The following is a 20120-nucleotide window of genomic DNA, read 5'->3' as shown; positions in this document are numbered from 1 at the left end:
TCTCCTGTCGGGAGCGGGATCATTCCCACGGGATGCGATAGGGCTCGGGTTCGTCGAAGTCGGGTTCGAGGGCCGGTGGTGGGGTGGCGTTCGGGTACCAGCGGTAGATGGGGGAGTTCTTGAAGAAGTCGACCTCGGGCGGGACGGGGTTGGATCGGGATTCGATTTCGTACCAACGGCATTCACCGGCCGCGACGCGCGCGGCGTAGGCGCGGATCGCGGGGGAAGCGTCGTCGAGCCCAGCGGTCCGCTCCATGATCGCGTCGGTGACATCGATCCGCTTGTCCCAATCACCTTGGCGGAACTTGGCCGCGCGGATGCGTGCGGATTCGGCGTCGTCGATCGCATCGCGCAGACGGCCGTAGGCGGAGCGCAGGAACGGGGGAATGTCGTCCGTCATGCTGCGTCCTCCCATGGCTCGTTGCCGGTTCCGGCTGAGTAGTCCTCGGTGGGCCTGTTCAACGGTCCGCCGAAATCGGCGACAGCTGCTAGGTCGCGGCCGATCTCGGCCTGCCTTTTCGTGTCCCGGACGTATTCTGCGATCGGCCCCAACGTCTCTTCGGAGATGGCGTTGGCACTGTTGTTCATGTCGATGACGGGCTGGAGAAAACCGTGGATCGCATCGACGATGCCCCGGATCCTTTCTACCAATTCCTCCACCCGGCCCTTGACGCTCATGACGATGTCGACGATTGCCCATCCCTGAATGCCCATACCGACCGGTCCCAGCTTCTTCGCGAAGAACTTGACGGTGTCCCAGACTCCGTCGAGTTCGACCTGCTCCTTCAGGAGGTCGGCCAGTTGCTCCACGATCTCGAATGCCGCGTCCTGGATTGCGGTTCCGGCGGTGCAGAGGGCCTCCTTGGCCAGCCGTCCGACCGGACCCTCCCACTTCATCGCCTCGACCTGGAGGCGGGCGTAATCCTGAAAGGCCTCCTCGGCCTTGCCTGCCCAGTGGTCGGTGACCTGCTTGGCGCCGGCTTCGAGGTTCTTGCCGCAGTTTGCCATCGCTTCGCCGGCGGTTTTGTGTGCTTCGCCGATTTGCTTGAGGTCGTTCCAGTTTCCGCTGACCGGCTTGATGACCTCTTCGAGCGCTGACCAGTTTGTGGCGGCCTTGATGGCTTCGTCGACATCGCCGAGCCAGCCCGCCCTCTCGGCGATGAGATTTCGGATGTCCCCCGCCATGGTTTCCGGCTCGTCGAGCTTGATCGACTCGGGTGCTACGTATCGGGCCGGGTTCTCGTAGTCGACAGCAAGGCCCTGGGCGGGCACCGTGTCGCTGTAGCTGCTCGCGTCCAGTTGATCGAGGGCAACCATGTTCGCGTTGAGCGCGGCATAGTTGCGTGCCTCCTGGTCGTGGTACATCCACGCCGTCCGATTCAGGTTCACCCCGATGCCGCGGCAGTTCTCGTGGTTGGCGTCGTAGCGCCGGACCAGTGCCTCGCTGTACTTGGCCAGGGGCGTGAGCAGACTCATCATTGCGCCTTCGCCGAAGTCGCCTTCGGGCATGGTGTGGGCGCGCGCGAAATTGGTGGTTTCCCAGGCATCGTCGGCGATCCTGTGGGCAAGCACCGAGAGGCCAGCCACCTCATCCGGCTTCGCTCGGAAGGATTCATTCATCTGTCACCTCACCTTTCACGATGGGCGGAGCGTGTTGATGATTTCCTCGACGGTTGCCTGGTCGGCGGCGTCGGGCACGTCGCGGGAATTTTGGATAACGAGGAGCATGACGTTGGCCGTCGCAAGTGCTGGCGTGGCGACGACGTCGTAGGTGACCTTCGGCGGCTCGCAGGCTGCTTCCTGGGGAAGGCCGGTGACCGTGATGGTGGTGCGGAGTGCGGGTCGGCCGTTGATCTCGGTCTCGACGGGGGCGCTGTGTTGGAATCGCATATCCGGCGCTTCGGCATCGGCGAGGCTGCGTTCGATCTTTCCGGCTTCGTCGGCGGCGGCGGTCGTAAGGTCCATGCCGCGGCGGGCGGACACGCCCGTCATTGCGCGCCAGTTTGCATCGCCGGCCTCGGGGCAGGCATCCACCCCGTAGAACCCGGGAGCGCCGTAAGTGATTATTTCGGAGTTCCCGGACCAACCGGCAACGCCGCCGTCGAAGTTCTCCCAATCGGCGGGTATGTCGTAGGTCAGGCCGAACTTGGTGGCGATCGGTTGCGGCTCTCCCTCGGGAACCTCGATCTTTGGCGGATGGCGGTCCATCGACGGGAAGCCCGGTGGCAGCGGCGGCGGGGTGGACGTCGGGACCGCCGCGGCGCTGGTGCTGGGGACGAGTGCGGTGGCGAGGGTGTCCGCGTCGGGGACGGCCTCGTTCTTCTGGGTGGCGACCTGGGTCGCGCCCCAGGCGACGACGAGGGCGCCGGCAGCGATCAGCAGTCGGGTGCCGATGGATCGTGTGTTACGCACTGCGTCGCCCCCCGTGTGACCGCCGCCTCCCCCTGAGGCGACCGGCGAGAGAGTAGCAGGACGATCGGTCTGGAATTCCGTCGGCTCAACCGGGCAATTCGGTCCTTACGGGCATGTTCGCTGCTGGCGTAGCGCAGATCGGGAAACGAAAGCCCTGGCTGCTGCGTTGGTACCCATGAGCAGGCAGACTGTGCCGCAGTGAATGGGGATGGACACGGCGCAGCCCGTACCACCGGCCATTACAGTGGAGGTACGGCTCGTAAATCCCGCTGGGGATCTACCCATAAAGAACGTGAGGGAGAGCGATGTTCGAGAGGTTCACCGACCGCGCACGGCGCGTTGTTGTCCTGGCCCAAGAAGAGGCCCGGATGCTCAACCACAACTACATCGGCACGGAACACATCCTGCTCGGCCTCATCCACGAGGGCGAGGGTGTGGCGGCGAAGTCGCTGGAGTCGTTGGGCATCTCCCTCGAGGGCGTGCGCAGCCAGGTGGAAGAGATCATCGGACAGGGGCAGCAGGCTCCGTCCGGTCACATCCCGTTCACCCCGCGCGCGAAGAAGGTCCTGGAGCTCAGCCTGCGTGAGGCGCTGCAGCTCGGCCACAACTACATCGGCACGGAGCACATCCTGCTCGGCCTGATCCGTGAGGGCGAGGGCGTCGCAGCCCAGGTGCTGGTCAAGCTCGGCGCCGACCTCAACCGGGTCCGCCAGCAGGTCATCCAGCTGCTCTCCGGCTACCAGGGCAAGGAACCCGCCGAGGGTGCGGGTACCAGCCGTGGTGAAGCCGGCACCCCGTCGACGTCGCTCGTCCTCGACCAGTTCGGCCGCAACCTGACGCAGGCCGCACTCGAAGGCAAGCTCGACCCGGTCATCGGCCGCTCGAAGGAGATCGAGCGGGTCATGCAGGTGCTCTCCCGCCGCACCAAGAACAACCCGGTCCTCATCGGCGAGCCCGGTGTCGGCAAGACCGCCGTCGTCGAGGGCCTCGCGCAGGCCATCGTCAACGGTGAGGTCCCCGAGACACTCAAGGACAAGCAGCTGTACACCCTCGACCTGGGTTCCCTGGTCGCGGGCAGCCGCTACCGCGGTGACTTCGAGGAACGCCTGAAGAAGGTCCTCAAGGAGATCAACACCCGCGGCGACATCATCCTGTTCATCGACGAGCTGCACACCCTCGTCGGTGCCGGCGCGGCCGAGGGCGCCATCGACGCGGCCTCGATCCTCAAGCCGAAGCTGGCCCGTGGCGAGCTGCAGACCATCGGTGCGACGACCCTCGACGAGTACCGCAAGTACATCGAGAAGGACGCCGCCCTCGAGCGCCGGTTCCAGCCGGTGCAGGTCGGCGAGCCGACGGTCGAGCACACCATCGAGATCCTCAAGGGTCTGCGCGACCGCTACGAGGCGCACCACCGGGTGTCCATCACCGACGGTGCCTTGGTCGCCGCGGCCACCCTCGCGGACCGCTACATCAACGACCGCTTCCTGCCGGACAAGGCGATCGACCTCATCGACGAGGCCGGTGCCCGGATGCGCATCCGCCGGATGACCGCTCCGCCGGACCTGCGCGAGTTCGACGACAAGATCGCCGACGCCCGCCGTGAGAAGGAGTCCGCGATCGACGCGCAGGACTTCGAGAAGGCCGCGAGTCTCCGTGACAAGGAGAAGCAGCTGGTCGCGCAGCGCGCCGAGCGGGAGAAGCAGTGGCGTTCCGGTGACCTGGATGTCATCGCGGAGGTCGACGACGAGCAGATCGCCGAGGTCCTCGGCAACTGGACCGGCATCCCGGTGTTCAAACTCACCGAGGAGGAGACCACCCGTCTGCTCCGCATGGAGGAGGAGCTGCACAAGCGGATCATCGGCCAGGAGGACGCCGTCAAGGCTGTCTCGAAGGCGATCCGCCGTACCCGCGCCGGCCTGAAGGATCCGAAGCGTCCGTCCGGCTCGTTCATCTTCGCCGGTCCGTCCGGTGTCGGTAAGACCGAGCTGTCCAAGGCGCTGGCGAACTTCCTGTTCGGCGAGGACGACGCGCTCATCCAGATCGACATGGGCGAGTTCCACGACCGCTTCACCGCGTCGCGTCTGTTCGGTGCCCCTCCCGGCTACGTCGGCTACGAAGAGGGCGGCCAGCTCACCGAGAAGGTGCGCCGCAAGCCGTTCTCCGTCGTCCTGTTCGACGAGATCGAGAAGGCCCACCAGGAGATCTACAACACCCTCCTGCAGGTGCTCGAGGACGGCCGTCTCACCGACGGTCAGGGTCGTACGGTCGACTTCAAGAACACCGTCCTGATCTTCACCTCGAACCTCGGTACGTCCGACATCTCGAAGGCCGTCGGCCTGGGCTTCTCGTCCGGTTCCGGCAGCGAGTCGAACTACGAGCGGATGAAGAACAAGGTCCACGACGAGCTGAAGAAGCACTTCCGGCCCGAGTTCCTCAACCGTATCGACGACATCATCGTGTTCCACCAGCTCACGCAGGAACAGATCATCGAGATGGTCGACCTGATGATCGGTCGCGTCGAGAAGCAGCTGAAGAACAAGGACATGGACATCGAGCTGACCGAGCAGGCGAAGTCGCTGCTCGCGAAGCGCGGGTTCGATCCGGTGCTGGGTGCGCGGCCGCTGCGTCGCACGATCCAGCGCGAGATCGAGGACCAGCTGTCGGAGAAGATCCTCTTCAACGAGCTCGGCCCCGGTCAGATCGTCCTGGTCGACGTCGAGGGCTGGGACGGCGAGGGCTCCGGAGAGAACGCGAAGTTCGTCTTCACCGGTACCCCGAAGCCGGTCAACGTCCCGGATTCCCCGGCCGAGGCACTTGCGGGTGCCGGCGACTCCGACGTCGCCTCGGGCGAGTAGTCACCGCACGAACCGACGCCCCGCATGCGCATCGCATGCGGGGCGTCGTCGTATCCAAGTTCGGTCGGTGCACACACCTTTTCGGCAGGTGTGTGCGCGGAGGAAAAGGTGTGTGCGTCAGGGGTTCTGCCGTCAGTGTGGGCTCGGAGCGGCGACCGCGCGGGTCGATGAGGTGAACTTCAGCGCGGGGTCGAAGACCGGACCGTTCCGCAGTCGCTCGACGTCCTTCTCGTAGGCGTGGGTGACAGTCCAGGGGTCGCTGGACCCGGACTTCGGAAACTTCCCGATTCCGCGTTTGACGTACCCGGAGGTGAGATCGAGCAGCGGACCTGGATCCTCGTTCGGTCCGTCGAGCACGGGAACGACGGTGTCGAGGCCGTAGGCGTCCATGTGGTCGAGCAGCCGGCAGAAGTGCTCGCAGACCAGGTCGACGCGGAGCGTCCAGGCGATGTTGGTGTATCCCATCGCGAACACCAGGTTGGGCACACCGGACAACATCATCGCCTTGTACACGGTCGCGTTGGGGAGATCGACCTGTTCCCCGTCGACGCTGAACTCGATCTTGCCGAGGGGCGACAGATTCAGGCCGGTCGCGGTCACGATGATGTCCGCGGGCAGTTCACCTCCTGATTCCAGCGCGATTCCCGTCTCGGTGAACCTGGCGATCCGGTCGGTCACCACGGATGCCCGACCATCCGAGATGGCCTTGAAGATGTCACCGGCCGGTGAGATGCACAGTCGCTGCTCCCACGGGTTGTAGTTCGGCGTGAAGTGCGTGCCGACGTCGAAGTGTTTGGGCAACTGTCGTCGGACATTCGCGATCAGTAGCCTGCCGGTCAGTTTCGGCGCACGCATGGATGCCTTGAAGATCGCGCGATTCATCGCGACGTTCTTCCGCCTGACGATCCGGTATGCCCGGTCGGGGCCGAGCAACCTGCCGAGCGCGTTCGCGATCGGGTCCTCGGACGGCAGGGTGAGGACGTAGCTCGGCGACCGTTGCAGCATGGTGACGTGTTCGGCGCGGTCGGTCATCGCCGGTATCAGCGTGATGGCGGTTGCGCCGCTGCCGATCACCACCACACGTTTGCCTGTGTAGTCGAGGTCCCGCGGCCACTGCTGCGGATGCACGATGGTGCCGGCGAAGTCGCTGATGCCGGGGAAGTCAGGTGTGAATCCGGAGTCGTAGTCGTAGTAGCCGGTACCGAGGAACAGGAACCGGGACGTGAACCGCGCAGGTGAACCCGTGTCGTGATCCCGCGCGATCACGGTCCACCGTCCGTCGGCCGACGAGAATCCTGCGCTCGTCACGCGGTACCCGAACTTGATGTGGTCGGGGCCAACTCGTACTCGGCGACGGTCTCCTCGAGGTAGTCGAGGATGTCGTGGCCGTCGGCGAGCACCGAACGCGACTTCCACGGTTTGAAGTCGAAGGCGAACGTGGGCATGTCCGAATCGGAACGGATGCCCAGGAACCGGAACAGACTCCAGGTCCCCCCGATCGTGCCCCGTCCCTCGAGGATCGCGAAGGTGGTGTCCGGTCGGGCGCTCTTCAGGTGCGCACCCGCGCCGATTCCCGAGATCCCGGCACCCACGACGAGGACGTCGAAGTCGGTCGGCTCCGACGCGTCCGAGGCCCCGTTCGAGTGGGGGTCCGGGCTGGTGATCTCGCTGGTCACTGGTCTCTCCTGACCGCCCCCGGAGAACTGCGCGATGTAAGTCACGATAGTCCTGGTGGGGTACAGGAGGAACGCACACGATCCCGTAATCGGACACATCGGTGCTCGCTTCGGAGTGGCCGGTGGCGAGCCGGCCTCGGGTGGTGTCCACTAGTACGGTGACCTCTCCGGTGTCGGAGCGCCCCACCCGGGCGCGGTGGGTGTTGGCGGCGTTGATCCTGGTCGCGGCTGTCGCGAACCTGAACCTGGCGGTGGCGAACGTCGCCCTCCCCGACATCGGGAAGGCATTCGACGCGAGTCAGACCTCGCTGAATCTCATCGCCGTCGGGTTCTCGCTCGGCCTCGCCGCCTCGGTGCTGTATCTCGGTGCGGTCGGCGACCGCTACGGCCGCAAGACGATGCTCGTCCTCGGCATGACGTTGTCGGTGCCCGCCTCGCTGCTCGCCGGTTTCGCCCCGAACGAGGACGTGCTGTTCCTGGCCCGGGTGATCGGCGGACTCTCGGCAGGCATGGCCTACCCGACGACGCTCGCGCTGATCACCGCGCTGTGGGCCGGCCCGGGCCGGACCCGGGCGATCGCGCTCTGGTCGTCGATCGGCGGCGGACTCTCCGCGCTGGGTCCACTCGTCGCGGGTGCCCTGCTGGAGTGGTTCTTCTGGGGTTCGGTGTTCCTGGTGACGATTCCGCTGGCGGCCATCGCCCTCGGCATGACCCTGTGGCTGGTGCCGAGCCACGTGAACGAGTCGACGGACCCGGTCGACCACTTCGGCGGCACCGTGTCGGTGCTGTTCGTCGGTGCGCTGGTGCTCGGGATCAACTTCCTGCCGGTGGACGGCATGAAGACGACCGCCGTCGTCGCGCTCGGCGTCGCCGTCGTGGCGGGGATCGTCTTCGTGTTGCGGCAGTTGCGTGCCCGCAATCCGCTGTACGACCTGCACGTCGCGGCGCGTCGGATCTTCTGGGTCGCTGCCGTCGCAGGCATCGTCGTCTTCGGCACCCTTATGGGCGTGATGTACGTCAGCCAGCAGTATCTGCAGAACGTGCTGGCCTACGACACCCTCCAGGCCGGGTCGGCGGCGCTGCCCGCCGCGATCGTCATGGTCCTGGTCGCGCCGCAGTCCGCGAAGCTGGTCGAGGCGAGGGGCGCGCGTTTCACCCTGCTGTGCGGATACGTGGCGATCCTGGTGGGACTCGTCGTCGCGCTGGTTCTCTGGGACGAGAACGCCGACTACTGGATGATCGCGCTCGCCTTCATGTGCCTGGGCGCCGGCGTCGGCCTGGCGGGGACGCCGGCATCGCACTCGCTGACCGGGTCCGTTCCGGTGTCGAGGGCGGGTATGGCGTCGGGTACCGCCGATCTGCAGCGCGACCTCGGCGGTGCCATCGTGCAGTCGATCCTCGGTGCGTTGCTGACGGCCGGGTACACGGCATCGTTCACGAAGACCCTCCAGAACACGCCACAGGCGGAGCAGGTCGGCGAGCAGACGCAGGCGGCGCTGGAGAAGTCGTTCGCCGGCGCGGTGAACATCGCCGAACGGTATCCGCAGTACGCGGAGCAGATCATCGGAGCGGCGCGTACGGCCTTCCTGGACGGCGACGACCGTGCCTACGCCGCGGCCATCGGAATCGTCCTGATCGGCGCGGTGCTGGTGTTCTTCGTCTTCCCGAAGCGCGACGAGGAGCGCACCCTGCTCGCCCGGTACCAGGCCGAGGACGAGGAGTCGGAGGGGGTCGTTCCCAGCGCGTGACGACATTTCGGGGGAAGACTGGAACGGAGTCTCCGTCACCGGCCGGACGGCCGACAACAGAAAGGTTGGTTCATGCCCACTCGCACAGCTCGCACCGCCTGGAACGGAACGTTGCAGGACGGCGGCGGTCAGACCGAACTCACCAGCTCCGGGCTCGCGACCTTCGACGTGTCGTTCCCCAAACGCGCGGCGGACGACGCGAACGGCGCGACCAGTCCCGAGGAGCTCATCGCCGCGGCGCACTCGTCCTGCTACGCGATGCAGCTGTCCGCCCTGATCGGTGAGGCAGGTGGTGTGCCGCAGAGCCTGGAGGTGACGGCCGTCGTCGGGCTCGGACCCGACACCGTCGGCTTCAAGCTGACCGGGATCGCGCTGACGGTGCGCGGTGAGGTCGAGGGCCTCGACGCGGACGGTTTCGCGCAGGCCGCGCAGGCCGCGAAGGAGACCTGCCCGGTGAGTAAGGCGCTCACCGGTGTGGAGATCACGCTGGACGCCGCGCTGGTCTGAGCCCGGGCAATCGCAGGTGAGGGGTGTTCGCACGGGGTGCGGCACCCCTCTCTCCGATCCATAGTCTTGACGTTGACGTCAACGTCAATACATGATGTGACGGTGACCACAAGCGACCAGCAGGAGCAGGCGAGGTCGGCGCGCCGCGCGTCCGACGGTCTGCGCCGCCGGGAGCTTCTCGCCGTGGCGGCATCCTGCTTCGGCGAGTACGGCTACGAGGCGACGACCGCACAGGCGATCACCGTGCGGGCCGGGGTTTCCCGCGCCACCTTCTACGCCTACTTCTCCTCCCGCGAGGAGGTCTTCGCGGCCGTCGCGGAGCAGGTGTGCCAGCAACTTCTCGATGCCCAGCACCTCGAGGGGCCCGTGGTGGACGACGTGCGCGCGGTCCTCCGCGCGACCACGGAGGCCGTGATCGGCGCCTACTTCCGGCACGGCGCGATCGTCGGTCTCGTCGACCATCGGTCCCGACTCGATCCGGCGATCGGGGAGCTGTGGACGTCGGTGCGTGACCGGCTCGTCGGCCGGTACACGCGGTTCATCGAGCGCATCGCGCAGAGCGGTGAGGCGACGCCCTGCGCGCCGCCCCGCACCGTGGCGCAGACGCTCGCCGACGCGCAGCTCGTCGGCGCCGCCCGGCTCGAATCCGCATCGGATGACGAAAGGGCGCAGTACATCTCGGACATGATCGTGATGTCCGAGCGACTCATCGGTTTCGCCTGATCCACGGGATCGGGCAGCGACAGACAAGAGTGGAGGACCCATGGCGGCATCGTTCGAGACCGCACTGGCCGAGCTGCGGACGTTGCAGCAGGAGAACTGGCCCGACGAGGTTCCGCGGGAGGTCGAATACCTCGTCGCGGCAGCCGGTCTCGTGGACCACCTGCGGCACTGGGCGTCCGAGCGGCCCGACACGGTCGCCATCGACTTCTACGGCAGGGAGATCTCCTACGCCGAGTACGACGAGTTGTCCGACCGGTTCGCCGGTTGGCTCACCGACAACGGTGTCCGTCGCGGCGACCGAGTCGGCGTCCACCTGGGGAACTGCCCCCAGTTCCACATCGCGATGCTCGGCATCCTCAAGGTCGGTGGCGTCCACGTCCCGGTCAACCCGATGCTCCGCGAACACGAACTGGCGCACGAGCTTTCCGATGCCGGGGTCACCGTCGTGCTGACCCAGCCTGCACTGGCACCGCTCGTCGAGTCGGTGCGCGAGCGCACCCCCGTCCGGCTCGTGGCGGTGACCGACCTCGGCGACATGGTGACGACATCGCTTGGCGACGCACCGTTCGAGCCGTCGGATCCGGCGCGGACCGACTGGCAGACGATCATGGACAGCGACCGTGCCGAACCGGTCACGACCGATCCGGACGCGTTGGCAGCCCTGAACTACACCGGTGGCACCACCGGAATGCCGAAGGGGTGCGAACACACCCAGCGGCACATGGTCTACACCGCGGTCACCGCGACGGCGGCGACCGGGCGGCGAGTCGGTGAGAACCCGCCCACCGCCCTCGTCTTCCTTCCCGTGTTCTGGATCGCGGGCGAGGACTTCGGCATCCTGATGCCGCTCGTCAACGGCGGGACCGTGGTGCTCCTGTCCCGGTGGGATGCCGGTGTCGCGCTGCGCGCCGTCGAGCGTCGACGTGTCACCTCGATGGTGGCGACCGTCGACAACTACGTCGAACTGATGGACCGCTCCGACTTCGCCGACCACGACCTCAGCAGCCTGGACACTCCGATGGCGGTGTCATTCGTGCTGAAGCTCGACGCCGAGATCCGCGGCCGGTGGCGGGCCGCGACCGGCCGGACCCTGCGTGAGGGCAGCTACGGCATGACCGAGACGCACACGGCGGACACGATCACGCTCGGCTTCCAGGACGGCGACTACGACCTGAGCGGGGATCCCGTCTTCTGCGGACTACCCGTGCCGGGCACGGACATCCTGATCGTCGACGCGGACGACAACCCGGTACCGGTGGGTGAGCAGGGGCAGATCATCGTTCGCAGCCCGTCCGTCATGACCGGCTACCACGGTAATCCGGCCGCCACCGCGGAGGCACTGCGGGACGGGTGGCTCCAGACCGGTGACCTCGGCAAGTTCAGCGAACGCGGCGCGCTGCACTACCTGGCGCGCAACAAGGAGATGATCAAGACCAACGGGATGAGTGTGTTCCCGTCCGAGGTCGAGGCGTTGCTCATGCTGCACCCGGCGATCGAGAAGGCCGCCGTGGTTCCGAAACCCGACCCGGATCGCGGGCAGGTGGCGTTCGCGTTCGTCCAGCTCGTCGACGGAAACGCCGTGGGCGCAGAGGAACTCGTCGGCTGGGCGCGGGAGAACATGGCGGGCTACAAGGTTCCGCAGATCGAAGTCCTGGACGTGCTGCCGATGACCGCGACGGGCAAGGTCCGCAAGGGTGACCTGTTCGCGATGGCCGAGGAGCGCTGACGATGTCCGAACTGTCCACGACCACGGTGCTGGTCGCGAACCGCGGCGAGATCGCGCTGCGAATCATCCGGTCCGCAACCGAACTCGGTCTCGACACCGTCGCGGTGTACGCCGAGGACGACGTGGACACGCCGCACGTCGCCGCAGCCACCACGGCGGTGGCGCTGTCGGGATCCGGACCGTCCGCTTACCTGGATCGGAGCGCGATCCTCGCGGCCGCCGCGGCGACCGGCGCGACGCTGATCCATCCCGGATACGGATTCCTCAGCGAGAACGCAGAGTTCGCCCGCGACTGTGCTGCGGCCGGCGTGACCTTCGTGGGGCCGGACGCCACACTGCTCGACACCTTCGGGGACAAGGCGGCGGCGCGGGCCGCGGCGATCGCCTCGGGCGTGCCGGTGCTCGACGCCACCGGCGGTGGGATCGGACCCGACGACGTCCGCGACTTCCTGGCCGAACACCCGGAGGGGGTGATGATCAAGGCGGTGGCCGGCGGCGGCGGACGAGGAATGCGCGCCGTCCGCACAGTCGACGAGGTCGAGGGCGCGTTCCGGGCCGCAGCCGCAGAAGCCGAGCTGGGATTCGGCACTCCCGACCTCCTCGCGGAGGCGTTGTGCGAGGATGCCCGCCACATCGAGGTCCAGGTCGTCGCAGCGCCGGACGCCGACGGACGCACACTCGCGCTCGCGCTGGGTGACCGTGACTGCAGTGTGCAGCGCAGGCACCAGAAGCTCGTCGAGATCGCGCCCGCGCAACGCCTCGGCGACGCGGTCCGGTCCGGGCTGCACCGTGCCGCGGCTCTCCTGTGCGCCGATCAGGGCTACCGCGGCCTCGCGACCGTCGAGTTCCTGGTCACGGGAGACGAGTTCGTCTTCCTGGAGGTGAACCCGCGCATCCAGGTCGAGCACACGATCACCGAGGAGGTCACCGGAATCGACCTCGTCGCGGTCGGTCTCGACATCGCGCGTGGCGCCACACTGGGCGACCTCGACCTACCCGCGGGTCTTCTCGCGGGCGGAGGTGAGGTCACGGGCACCCCCGCCCGGGCTCGCGGCGTCGCCGTCCAGGCCCGGGTCAACATGGAGTCCATGACGCCGGACGGGACGACGGTCCCCTCGGCGGGCAGGCTCGCCGTCTTCTCCGCGCCCACGGGGCCGGGCGTCCGCGTCGACACCTTCGGCCGGGTCGGACTCGAGACCAGCGCGCGCTACGACTCCCTGCTGGCGAAGGTGATCACGCACACCCGGTCCGACGACTTCACCGCCGCGGTACGCAAGACCGCGGCGGCGCTGCGCGAGTTCGAGGTCGCCGGCGTGTCGACGAACGTCGATCTCCTGCTGGCGATCCTCGCGGACAAGGACTTCGGGTCCGGTTCGGTGCCGACGACCTTCCTCGGCGAGCGCCTCGCCGACCTGGTGGCGGGCACCGCCGGTGCGTCCGAGCCGGCCGCGCGTCCGGTCCCGGATCTGGACGAGGGTGAGGCGGCGATTCACGCAACGCTGCCGGGCACCGTCGTCGAGGTCGCGGCGGTCGGGGACGTCGTCCCGGCCGGCACACAGGTGGTCGTGCTCGAAGCGATGAAGATGCAGCACGTCGTTGCCGCCGAAGAGGATTCGCGGGTCCTGCGGGTCCTCGTCCGGCCCGGTCAGGTGGTGGCCGCGGGCGACGTCCTCGCCGTCGTGTGCGGTGCCGACGCCGCATCGGACGACGTCGCGGCGGAGGCGCTCGATCCCGACCGCATCCGGCCCGACCTCGCCGAGGTGCTCGCGCGGCACGCGGTGACCCTCGACGCCGGTCGTCCGGCCGCCGTCGCCAAGCGGCACCGGGCCGGCCGCCGGACGGCCCGCGAGAACATCGCCGACCTCGTCGACGGCGGCAGCTTCGTCGAGTACGGGGCGCTCGCACTGGCGGCCCAGCGGACACGGCGCACCGAGCAGGACCTGATCGAGAACACCCCGGCCGACGGACTGATCGGCGGAGTCGCGACGATCGGCGCCGACACGTTCGGTGGGGCCGCAGCGGAGGCCGTCGTCGTGTCCTACGACTACACGGTCCTCGCGGGAACGCAGGGCATGCGCAATCACACCAAGACCGACAGGATGTTGGAACTGGCCGCGCGCAAACGCATCCCGTTCGTCCTGTTCGCGGAGGGCGGCGGCGGACGGCCCGGTGACACCGACGCCAACGGTGCCGCCGGACTGGAACTGGGGACGTTCCGCGCGATGGCCGCGCTGCGCGGCGTGGTCCCGACGGTCGCCGTCGTGTCGGGGCGGTGCTTCGCAGGCAACGCCGCACTCGCCGGTGCCTGCGACGTCCTGATCGCGACACCCGACGCGAACATCGGCATGGGTGGCCCGGCGATGGTCGAAGGCGGAGGGCTGGGGATGTTCCGGCCGGAGGACATCGGACCGATCGACGTCCAGACCCGCAACGGCGTCGTGCACCTGCTCGCCCGCGACGAGGCTCACGCCGTCGAACTCGCCAAGCAGTACCTGTCGTACTTCCAGGGAACGACCACCGACTGGAGGGCACCCGACGAGCGGTCGGCGCGGCACGTCGTCCCCGAGAACCGATTGCGCGCATACGATGTCCGCGCGGCGGTTACCGCGATCGCCGACGTCGACTCGGTGCTCGAGTTGCAGCCCGACTACGGGGTCGGATTCGTGACGGCGCTGATCCGCGTCGAGGGTGTCGCCTACGGGGTGCTGGCCAATTCCAGTCACCACCTCGGCGGCGCGATCGACGCCGAGGCGGCAGACAAGGGCGCCGAGTTCCTGACGCTGTGCGAGGCCCACCGGATTCCGGTGCTCACGCTCTGTGACACCCCTGGATTCATGGTCGGCCCTGATTCGGAGCAGGAGGCGACGGTGCGGCGGTTCAGTCGGCTGTTCGTCGCCGGCGCTCGGCTCACCGTGCCGTTCGGCACGATCATCCTGCGCAAGGGTTACGGGCTGGGGGCGATGGCGATGGCGGGTGGTTCGTTCCACGCGCCGGAGTTCACGGTGGCGTGGCCGACGGGGGAGATCGGGCCCATGGGACTCGAGGGTGCGGTGCGGCTCGGATTCCGGAAGGAACTCGACGCGGTCGAGGATCCGGCCGAGCGGGACGCCCTGTTCGCAACTCTCCTGGCGACGGCGTACGAGCACGGAAAGGCGCTGCACGCAGGCACGACGTTCGAGGTCGACGACGTGATCGACCCGGCTCGGTCGAGGTCCTGGATCCGGCAGCTGGGGCGTACGACGACCGGTGGTCGCTGAGCGGGGAGGAACAATCGGGCGGTGGTGGACGTTTCAACCATTCGTGAGCATCGAATCTCCCGAGAAGTCCGCCACCGCCGCGCTCGTGATGGAGGTGTGGTCCGACATCGCGTGCCCGTGGTGCCACATCGGCAAGCGGCGCTTCGAGACCGCACTGGAGCAGTTCCCGCACCGCGACCGGGTCGAGGTCGTGTGGCGCTCCTACCAGCTGTCCCCGGACACCCCCGCGGGCCTGCGCAAGCCGGAGCTCGAGGCCCTCGTGGAGATGAAGGGGATGCCCGCCGACCAGGTGCGGCAGATGTTCGCCCACGTCGCCGCGACCGGCGCCGCCGACGGTCTCACCCTCGACTTCGACACCGTCATCGCCGCCAACACCTTCGACGCGCACCGGCTCGTGCACTTCGCCGGCGACCGCGGCCCCGAGATGCTGGCCGCGCTGTTCCGTGCCCACTTCGAACAGGGCCGTGTCATCGACGACCACGCCGAACTCGTCGAGATAGCCGCGTCTGCGGGCTTCGACGCGGACGACGTCGCGGCCGTCCTCGCGTCCGACGCCCACGCCGACCAGGTCCGCGAGGATCTCTCACAGGCCCGTGCACTCGGCGTCACCGGTGTCCCGTTCTTCGTCGCCAACCGGGCGATCGCCGTGTCCGGGGCCCAGCCGGTCGAGGTGTTCACCCAGCTGCTGGAGAAGGCGTGGGAGGACAGTGGCGCCGTCGCCGGCTCGGACGACGCCGGATCCTGCGAAGGTGACGCCTGCTCGGTCTGAGGCGACCCGGGAACGACGAAGGGCATTCGATCGTGTGGTGCGATCGAATGCCCTTCGCGTCGTTCGGGGCGGAACGGGTCAGTTCTGACCGACCAGCTCCGGTCGGCGTGCCTGCGACGTCGCGCGCTCGGTGAGGAACGCGAACGCGAGGCCCAGCACCAGCCAGAGCGTCGCCTGGATCGCCAGCGACGAGATCCGGAACTCCCACAGCAGTGTCGCGGGGAAGTCCTCGCCGACCTCGTTGACGCCGGGCAACGCGACGTACCCGATGACGACGATCGCCAGGAACGCGGCGACCGGTGCCGCGACCCGCACCGACAGGAAGTCGTTCGCCGCGACGACGCGGGCGACGTATGCGGCGACGGCGACCGCGACGACACCCAGCGCGACTGCGGCGAGCCACAACCAGGTGCGCTCGTTGATCGTCTCCGGGTCGCCCACCGCGGGCGGATTGGCCGGGTACTTGAAGAACGGCACCGCCTCGATTGCGAGCCAGCCCATTCCGGCGAGGGCCAGCGCCAGCACCGGACCGGAGAGGGCGGTCACCCGCCGCGCGTAGTGCGCGACCGCGGCGAAGATCGCGCCGAGCGCCATGCCGGCGAGCGTCGTCGCGAGGAACAGGCCCGCCTTCTGGCCGTCGCGGCTGACCAGGGCGTCCTCGCCGTGCGAGTGCCCTGCTTCGGCTTCCTCGTGGTCGTGGGTCGCTGCGGTGTCGTGGGAATGATCGGCGACCGGCTCCTCGGGGGCGGACGCCGCCTCCTCGATCGCGATGGCGGCGTCGACGTGCGGTTCACCGATCACGAACGCGACGGCACCGGCAACCAGACCGGCGACGAGGCCGGCCAGCAGGCCGCGGACGAGGAGCTTCAGGAAGTTGTCGGTCAGTGGCACGGAAGCCCCAGCAGGTGACGACCGTCGTGCATGAGCTCATGCATGTACATGCCGGTACGCGACACCGCGCCCTGGTCGAATCCGACTAGGTAGAGGGTGAGCATCGCGAGCAGTACGACGCCCGCGACGATCAGTGCGAGACCGGCCGACTCGGTCGACCTGTCGGGTGTGGATACGACAGCCATTGGTTCCTCCTGGGATAAACGCGTCCCGTAAAAGCCCATGCGACGACGGCAGGGTCTGGCTGTCGGGGGCTGGCCCCGATCACAGTGGCGCGACCGCTCCGGATTGTCACCGGATTCCCGTCGCCGTCGCTATTTACTCGCGCACTGTCGCACGCACCGTTCGCACTGTCAATTGGGACGAAACGGCCTGCGGCCACCCGGTTCGGGCGGCCGCAGGCCGTAATTCAGGCAGGCACCTTGTCCAGGAACCCGAGCACGTGGACCAGTCGGCCGTCGGCGTCCCGCTCGACGACGTCGAAACCCTCGACGAGGTCCTCGGCGCCGGCCGGCCCGAGCTGCCACCCGAACCGGGCCTGCTCGTGGTGGCCGTCGACGGGACCACGGAGCCGGAACCGCATCCCGGGGAACTGCGCCTGAACCGCACCGATGGTGGCGTCGATGTCGTCGTGGCCGTGTGCCGCAACAGCCGGATCCACGTACCGCCCGTCGGGCGCCCACAGATCTTCGATCGCGGCGCGCCGGACGGCGGCGTCGGTCTCGTTCCACACCGCGATGTACCTGGTGGCCAGGGCGTCGAAGTCGCTCATGTCGTCTCCCGATTCTCCGTGCCGACCCGGGTGGCCGGTCGACGACAACTCTGCGGTGCAGCAGTGTTCGCCGTCGATTACCTGCGAGGTAATGGCCGCGCTTCCGTGCTCGGACCTACTCTCGGGACATGACGACGCTCGCGGAGACGGACCGGCCCATCGGGACCCTGCTCCGGCACTGGCGGGAACGTCGGAGGATGAGCCAGCTCCAGCTCGCCGGGCTCGCCGAGGTGTCGGCGCGGCACGTGAGCTTCCTCGAGACCGGACGGTCGCGGCCCACCCGGGCGATGCTGCTGCGACTCAGCGAACAGTTGGACATTCCACTGCGTGAACGCAACTCACTGCTGCTGGCCGGTGGATTCGCCCCCGCATATCCGGAGCACGCGCTCGGGGATGTCCCGATGGCCGCGGTCGCAGACGCGATCGGGCAGATCCTGCACGCGCATCTTCCCGCCCCGGCGGTGGTCGTGGATCGGCACTGGCAGATGGTCGACGGGAACGACGCCGTGGCACTGCTGGTCGAGGGATGCTCGCCGCGGCTCCTCGAGCCGCCGGTCAACGTGCTGCGGCTGAGTCTGCATCCGGACGGGATGGCGCCACGCATCGCGAACCTCGGTCAGTGGCGTGCGCACCTGCTGCACCGGCTCGACCACCAGATCGCGGTGACCGGTGACGACGTGCTCGCGGACCTCGCTGTCGAACTCGCCGACTACCCGTGCGAGGACCCCGCCGGGCCGCCCGAGCCCGGGGCGCTCGTGGTGCCGATCCGCATTCGCACCGACGCCGGCGAACTCGCGTTCCTGAGCACGACGACGGTGTTCGGGACCCCGCTGGACGTCACGGTCGCGGAACTGGCGGTCGAAACCTTCCACCCCGCCGACGCGGCCACCGCGGACGCGCTGCAACGCCACGAACGGTGACGCGCCGACCGCTGGGTGCAGCGGCCGGCGCGTCGCCTGTTCGTGGCTGTACTACCAGGTCAGGACTGCTTGGCCGCCACGTCGAGGACGACCTCGAACTCGAGCAGAGAGGCGCCGGTGGCGACGGGCTTCTTCGCCTCGCCGGCGTGTGCGGCACGGGCATCGCCGTCGCGCCACGCGGCGAATGCGTCCTCGGACTCCCACTGGGTCACCACGAAGTAGCGGGATTCGCCGCCGGTCGGGCGGAGCAGCTGGAACCCGAGGAATCCGGGGGAGTTCTCCACGGTGCCCGCGCGCGCCGCGAACCGCTTCTCCAGTTCGGGGCCGGCGCCCTCGGGCACCTCGATTGCGTTGATCTTCACGACTGCCATGGCCGCGAGCGTACTCGTGGCGGCGGTCCCGTGATGCAGCCTTGAACCGCCCGTGGACGCGGCTGTCCCCCGAAGTGACGGCCGCCGGTGGCGTCTCCCGATAACCTCGGTGCCGTGTTGCATGACGAGGGTGGAACCGGTCGGCCGATCCTGCTGCTCCACGGGCTGATGGGCAGCGCCCGTACCTGGCAGCGCCACGTGCCGTGGCTGCGCGAGCACGGGCACGTGTACACGTTCGACGCCGCCGGGCACGGCAGGCCCGCGCCGGGCCGGTTGACCACCGAGGCGTTCGTGGACGACCTTGCGGCCGCACTCGATCCGATCGCGGAACCGATGGTCGTCATCGGGCACTCCATGGGTGGCCTGCACGGATGGTGTTTCGCCGCAGCGCATCCGGATCGGGTGCGTGCGCTGGTCGTCGAGGACATGGCACCCGATTTCCGGGGCCGCACCGCCGCGGGGTGGGCGGCGATGATCGGGGAGTGGCCGGTCCCGTTCGCGGACGCGGGCGTGATGCTCGACTATTTCGGTCCCGTCGCGGGGCAGTACTTCATGGACTCGTTCGAACTGCGTGAGGACGGTTACCACCTGCACGGCGAGGTGCCCGTGTGGCGGGACATATCGGAGGAGTGGGGAACCCGCGACTTCTGGGCGCAGTGGCGGGCCGTGCGGGCTCCCGCGTTGCTGCTCGAAGGCGAGTTCACCATTACCCCGGACGGTCAGATGCGGGAGATGGCCGGTACCCCAAGGGAATCCGCGACGCGCTACGAGTGCGTGGCAGGCGCCGGGCACCTCGTGCACGACGACCGGCCCGACGAGTACCGGGCCGCTGTCGAGTCGTTCCTGTCCGACCACTGACACGGTCGGGGGAGGCGGGCGCAGCGTCAGTCCTGGACGCTCCGGACGACGCGGGCAGGATTCCCGACCGCGACGGAATCGGACGGAATGTCCCTGGTGACGACGGCGCCTGCGCCAACGACCGAGTTGTCGCCGATCGACACTCCGGGACAGACGATCACACCGCCGCCCAGCCACACGTTGTCCCCGATCGTGATCGGTTCCGCGGCCTCGAGTTTGGCCCTGCGCTGGACGGGGTCGATCGGATGGGTGGGGGTGAGCAGTTGCACGTTGGGCCCGATCTGGCAGTCCTCGCCGATCGTGATTGTCGCGACGTCGAGTGCGGTGAGGTTGTAGTTGACGAAGGTGCGGGCGCCGATGTGGATGTTCTCGCCGAAGTCGACGAAGAGTGGCGGCCTGACGACGGCATCGTCACCGAGGGTGCCGAGGACCTCCGCCAGTAGGTGAGAAGCGGAGTCGTCCCCGGCGACCGACGCGACGCGGTAGTCCTCGAGCAGGCGAGCCGCCCGGCGCATCATGCACTCGTTCTCGGGGTCGCCCGCGACGTACAGGTCACCGGCCAGCATCTTCTCGCGATTCGTCCGGGCGTCGGCGGCGTCGCGGGGCGGCATGCCCCGAACGTACTCGTCGGTGGC

At 68.2% G+C, this 20120-nt stretch carries 17 protein-coding genes, 1 pseudogene and 1 riboswitch; of the genes and pseudogenes, 9 read left to right on the top strand and 9 right to left on the bottom strand.

Features of this window, described 5'->3' with window-relative positions:
• Positions 1-19: 19 nt before the first annotated feature.
• The 3 genes from ACFSJG_RS26510 to ACFSJG_RS26500 are packed head-to-tail and all read right to left on the bottom strand — an operon-like array spanning position 20 to position 2412.
• Positions 20-400, bottom strand: a complete 381-nt coding sequence (locus ACFSJG_RS26510; protein ID WP_378488235.1) for a hypothetical protein — start codon at positions 398-400, stop codon at positions 20-22.
• Complete coding sequence (locus ACFSJG_RS26505; RefSeq protein WP_378488234.1) at positions 397-1620, bottom strand: hypothetical protein; 1224 nt, start codon at positions 1618-1620, stop codon at positions 397-399. The genes ACFSJG_RS26510 and ACFSJG_RS26505 overlap by 4 nt, the downstream gene beginning before the upstream one ends.
• Before the next feature lie 15 nt (positions 1621-1635).
• Positions 1636-2412 carry a DUF8017 domain-containing protein gene (locus ACFSJG_RS26500; RefSeq protein ID WP_378488233.1) on the bottom strand — a complete coding sequence of 259 codons (777 nt, stop codon included), beginning with the start codon at positions 2410-2412 and terminating at the stop codon, positions 1636-1638.
• Positions 2413-2717: 305 nt separating this feature from the next.
• On the opposite strand from ACFSJG_RS26500, the gene ACFSJG_RS26495 reads away from it, so the two are divergent.
• Complete coding sequence (locus tag ACFSJG_RS26495; RefSeq protein ID WP_007528478.1) at positions 2718-5267, top strand: ATP-dependent Clp protease ATP-binding subunit; 2550 nt, start codon at positions 2718-2720, stop codon at positions 5265-5267.
• Positions 5268-5399: 132 nt separating this feature from the next.
• Here the strand turns inward: ACFSJG_RS26495 and ACFSJG_RS26490 are convergent.
• Positions 5400-7042: pseudogene (locus ACFSJG_RS26490) on the bottom strand (flavin-containing monooxygenase).
• A 59-nt stretch (positions 7043-7101) separates the two neighbouring features.
• On the opposite strand from ACFSJG_RS26490, the gene ACFSJG_RS26485 reads away from it, so the two are divergent.
• The 6 genes from ACFSJG_RS26485 (at position 7102) to ACFSJG_RS26460 (ending at position 15673) form a co-directional block, all read left to right on the top strand.
• Positions 7102-8691 (top strand): MFS transporter, encoded by a 1590-nt coding sequence (locus tag ACFSJG_RS26485; protein ID WP_378488232.1) that lies wholly within the window; start codon positions 7102-7104, stop codon positions 8689-8691.
• 72 nt (positions 8692-8763) lie between these two features.
• Positions 8764-9198 carry an OsmC family peroxiredoxin gene (locus tag ACFSJG_RS26480; protein ID WP_378488231.1) on the top strand — a complete coding sequence of 145 codons (435 nt, stop codon included), beginning with the start codon at positions 8764-8766 and terminating at the stop codon, positions 9196-9198.
• Positions 9199-9294: 96 nt separating this feature from the next.
• Entirely contained in the window at positions 9295-9921 is a 627-nt protein-coding gene (locus tag ACFSJG_RS26475) for a TetR/AcrR family transcriptional regulator (protein ID WP_378488230.1), read from the top strand.
• 40 nt (positions 9922-9961) lie between these two features.
• Positions 9962-11647 (top strand): AMP-binding protein, encoded by a 1686-nt coding sequence (locus ACFSJG_RS26470; RefSeq protein ID WP_378488229.1) that lies wholly within the window; start codon positions 9962-9964, stop codon positions 11645-11647.
• Between the two features lie 2 nt (positions 11648-11649).
• A complete protein-coding gene (locus ACFSJG_RS26465) occupies positions 11650-14904 on the top strand; it encodes an acetyl-CoA carboxylase family protein (protein WP_378488228.1) in 3255 nt (1084 codons plus the stop codon).
• An 88-nt stretch (positions 14905-14992) separates the two neighbouring features.
• Entirely contained in the window at positions 14993-15673 is a 681-nt protein-coding gene (locus ACFSJG_RS26460) for a DsbA family oxidoreductase (RefSeq protein WP_378488354.1), read from the top strand.
• A 78-nt stretch (positions 15674-15751) separates the two neighbouring features.
• On the opposite strand, the gene ACFSJG_RS26455 is transcribed toward ACFSJG_RS26460, so the two are convergent.
• The 3 genes from ACFSJG_RS26455 to ACFSJG_RS26445 form a co-directional block, all read right to left on the bottom strand.
• Positions 15752-16564: a CbtA family protein gene (locus ACFSJG_RS26455; protein WP_378488227.1), complete on the bottom strand. Its 813-nt coding sequence runs from the start codon at positions 16562-16564 to the stop codon at positions 15752-15754.
• Complete coding sequence (locus tag ACFSJG_RS26450) at positions 16555-16749, bottom strand: CbtB domain-containing protein (protein WP_378488226.1); 195 nt, start codon at positions 16747-16749, stop codon at positions 16555-16557. The genes ACFSJG_RS26455 and ACFSJG_RS26450 overlap by 10 nt, the downstream gene beginning before the upstream one ends.
• A 30-nt stretch (positions 16750-16779) precedes the next feature.
• Positions 16780-16923, bottom strand: a riboswitch (cobalamin riboswitch).
• Positions 16924-16973: 50 nt separating this feature from the next.
• Entirely contained in the window at positions 16974-17336 is a 363-nt protein-coding gene (locus ACFSJG_RS26445; RefSeq protein WP_378488225.1) for a nuclear transport factor 2 family protein, read from the bottom strand.
• Between the two features lie 128 nt (positions 17337-17464).
• Here ACFSJG_RS26445 and ACFSJG_RS26440 point away from each other — a divergent pair, with 128 nt between their 5' ends.
• A complete protein-coding gene (locus tag ACFSJG_RS26440; RefSeq protein WP_378488224.1) occupies positions 17465-18256 on the top strand; it encodes a helix-turn-helix domain-containing protein in 792 nt (263 codons plus the stop codon).
• 59 nt (positions 18257-18315) lie between these two features.
• Here ACFSJG_RS26440 and ACFSJG_RS26435 read toward each other — a convergent pair whose 3' ends face one another.
• Positions 18316-18627: an antibiotic biosynthesis monooxygenase family protein gene (locus tag ACFSJG_RS26435; RefSeq protein ID WP_378488223.1), complete on the bottom strand. Its 312-nt coding sequence runs from the start codon at positions 18625-18627 to the stop codon at positions 18316-18318.
• A 114-nt stretch (positions 18628-18741) separates the two neighbouring features.
• On the opposite strand from ACFSJG_RS26435, the gene ACFSJG_RS26430 reads away from it, so the two are divergent.
• A complete protein-coding gene (locus tag ACFSJG_RS26430; protein ID WP_378488222.1) occupies positions 18742-19485 on the top strand; it encodes an alpha/beta fold hydrolase in 744 nt (247 codons plus the stop codon).
• Between the two features lie 26 nt (positions 19486-19511).
• Here ACFSJG_RS26430 and ACFSJG_RS26425 read toward each other — a convergent pair whose 3' ends face one another.
• Positions 19512-20096, bottom strand: a complete 585-nt coding sequence (locus ACFSJG_RS26425) for a sugar O-acetyltransferase (protein WP_378488221.1) — start codon at positions 20094-20096, stop codon at positions 19512-19514.
• Positions 20097-20120: the final 24 nt, after the last annotated feature.

Source organism: Rhodococcus gannanensis (assembly GCF_042681175.1).
GTDB classification, from domain to species: domain Bacteria; phylum Actinomycetota; class Actinomycetes; order Mycobacteriales; family Mycobacteriaceae; genus Rhodococcus_G; species Rhodococcus_G gannanensis.
The sequence above is the reverse complement of the archived record's forward strand: the minus strand, read 5'-3'. Positions and strand labels throughout refer to the sequence as shown.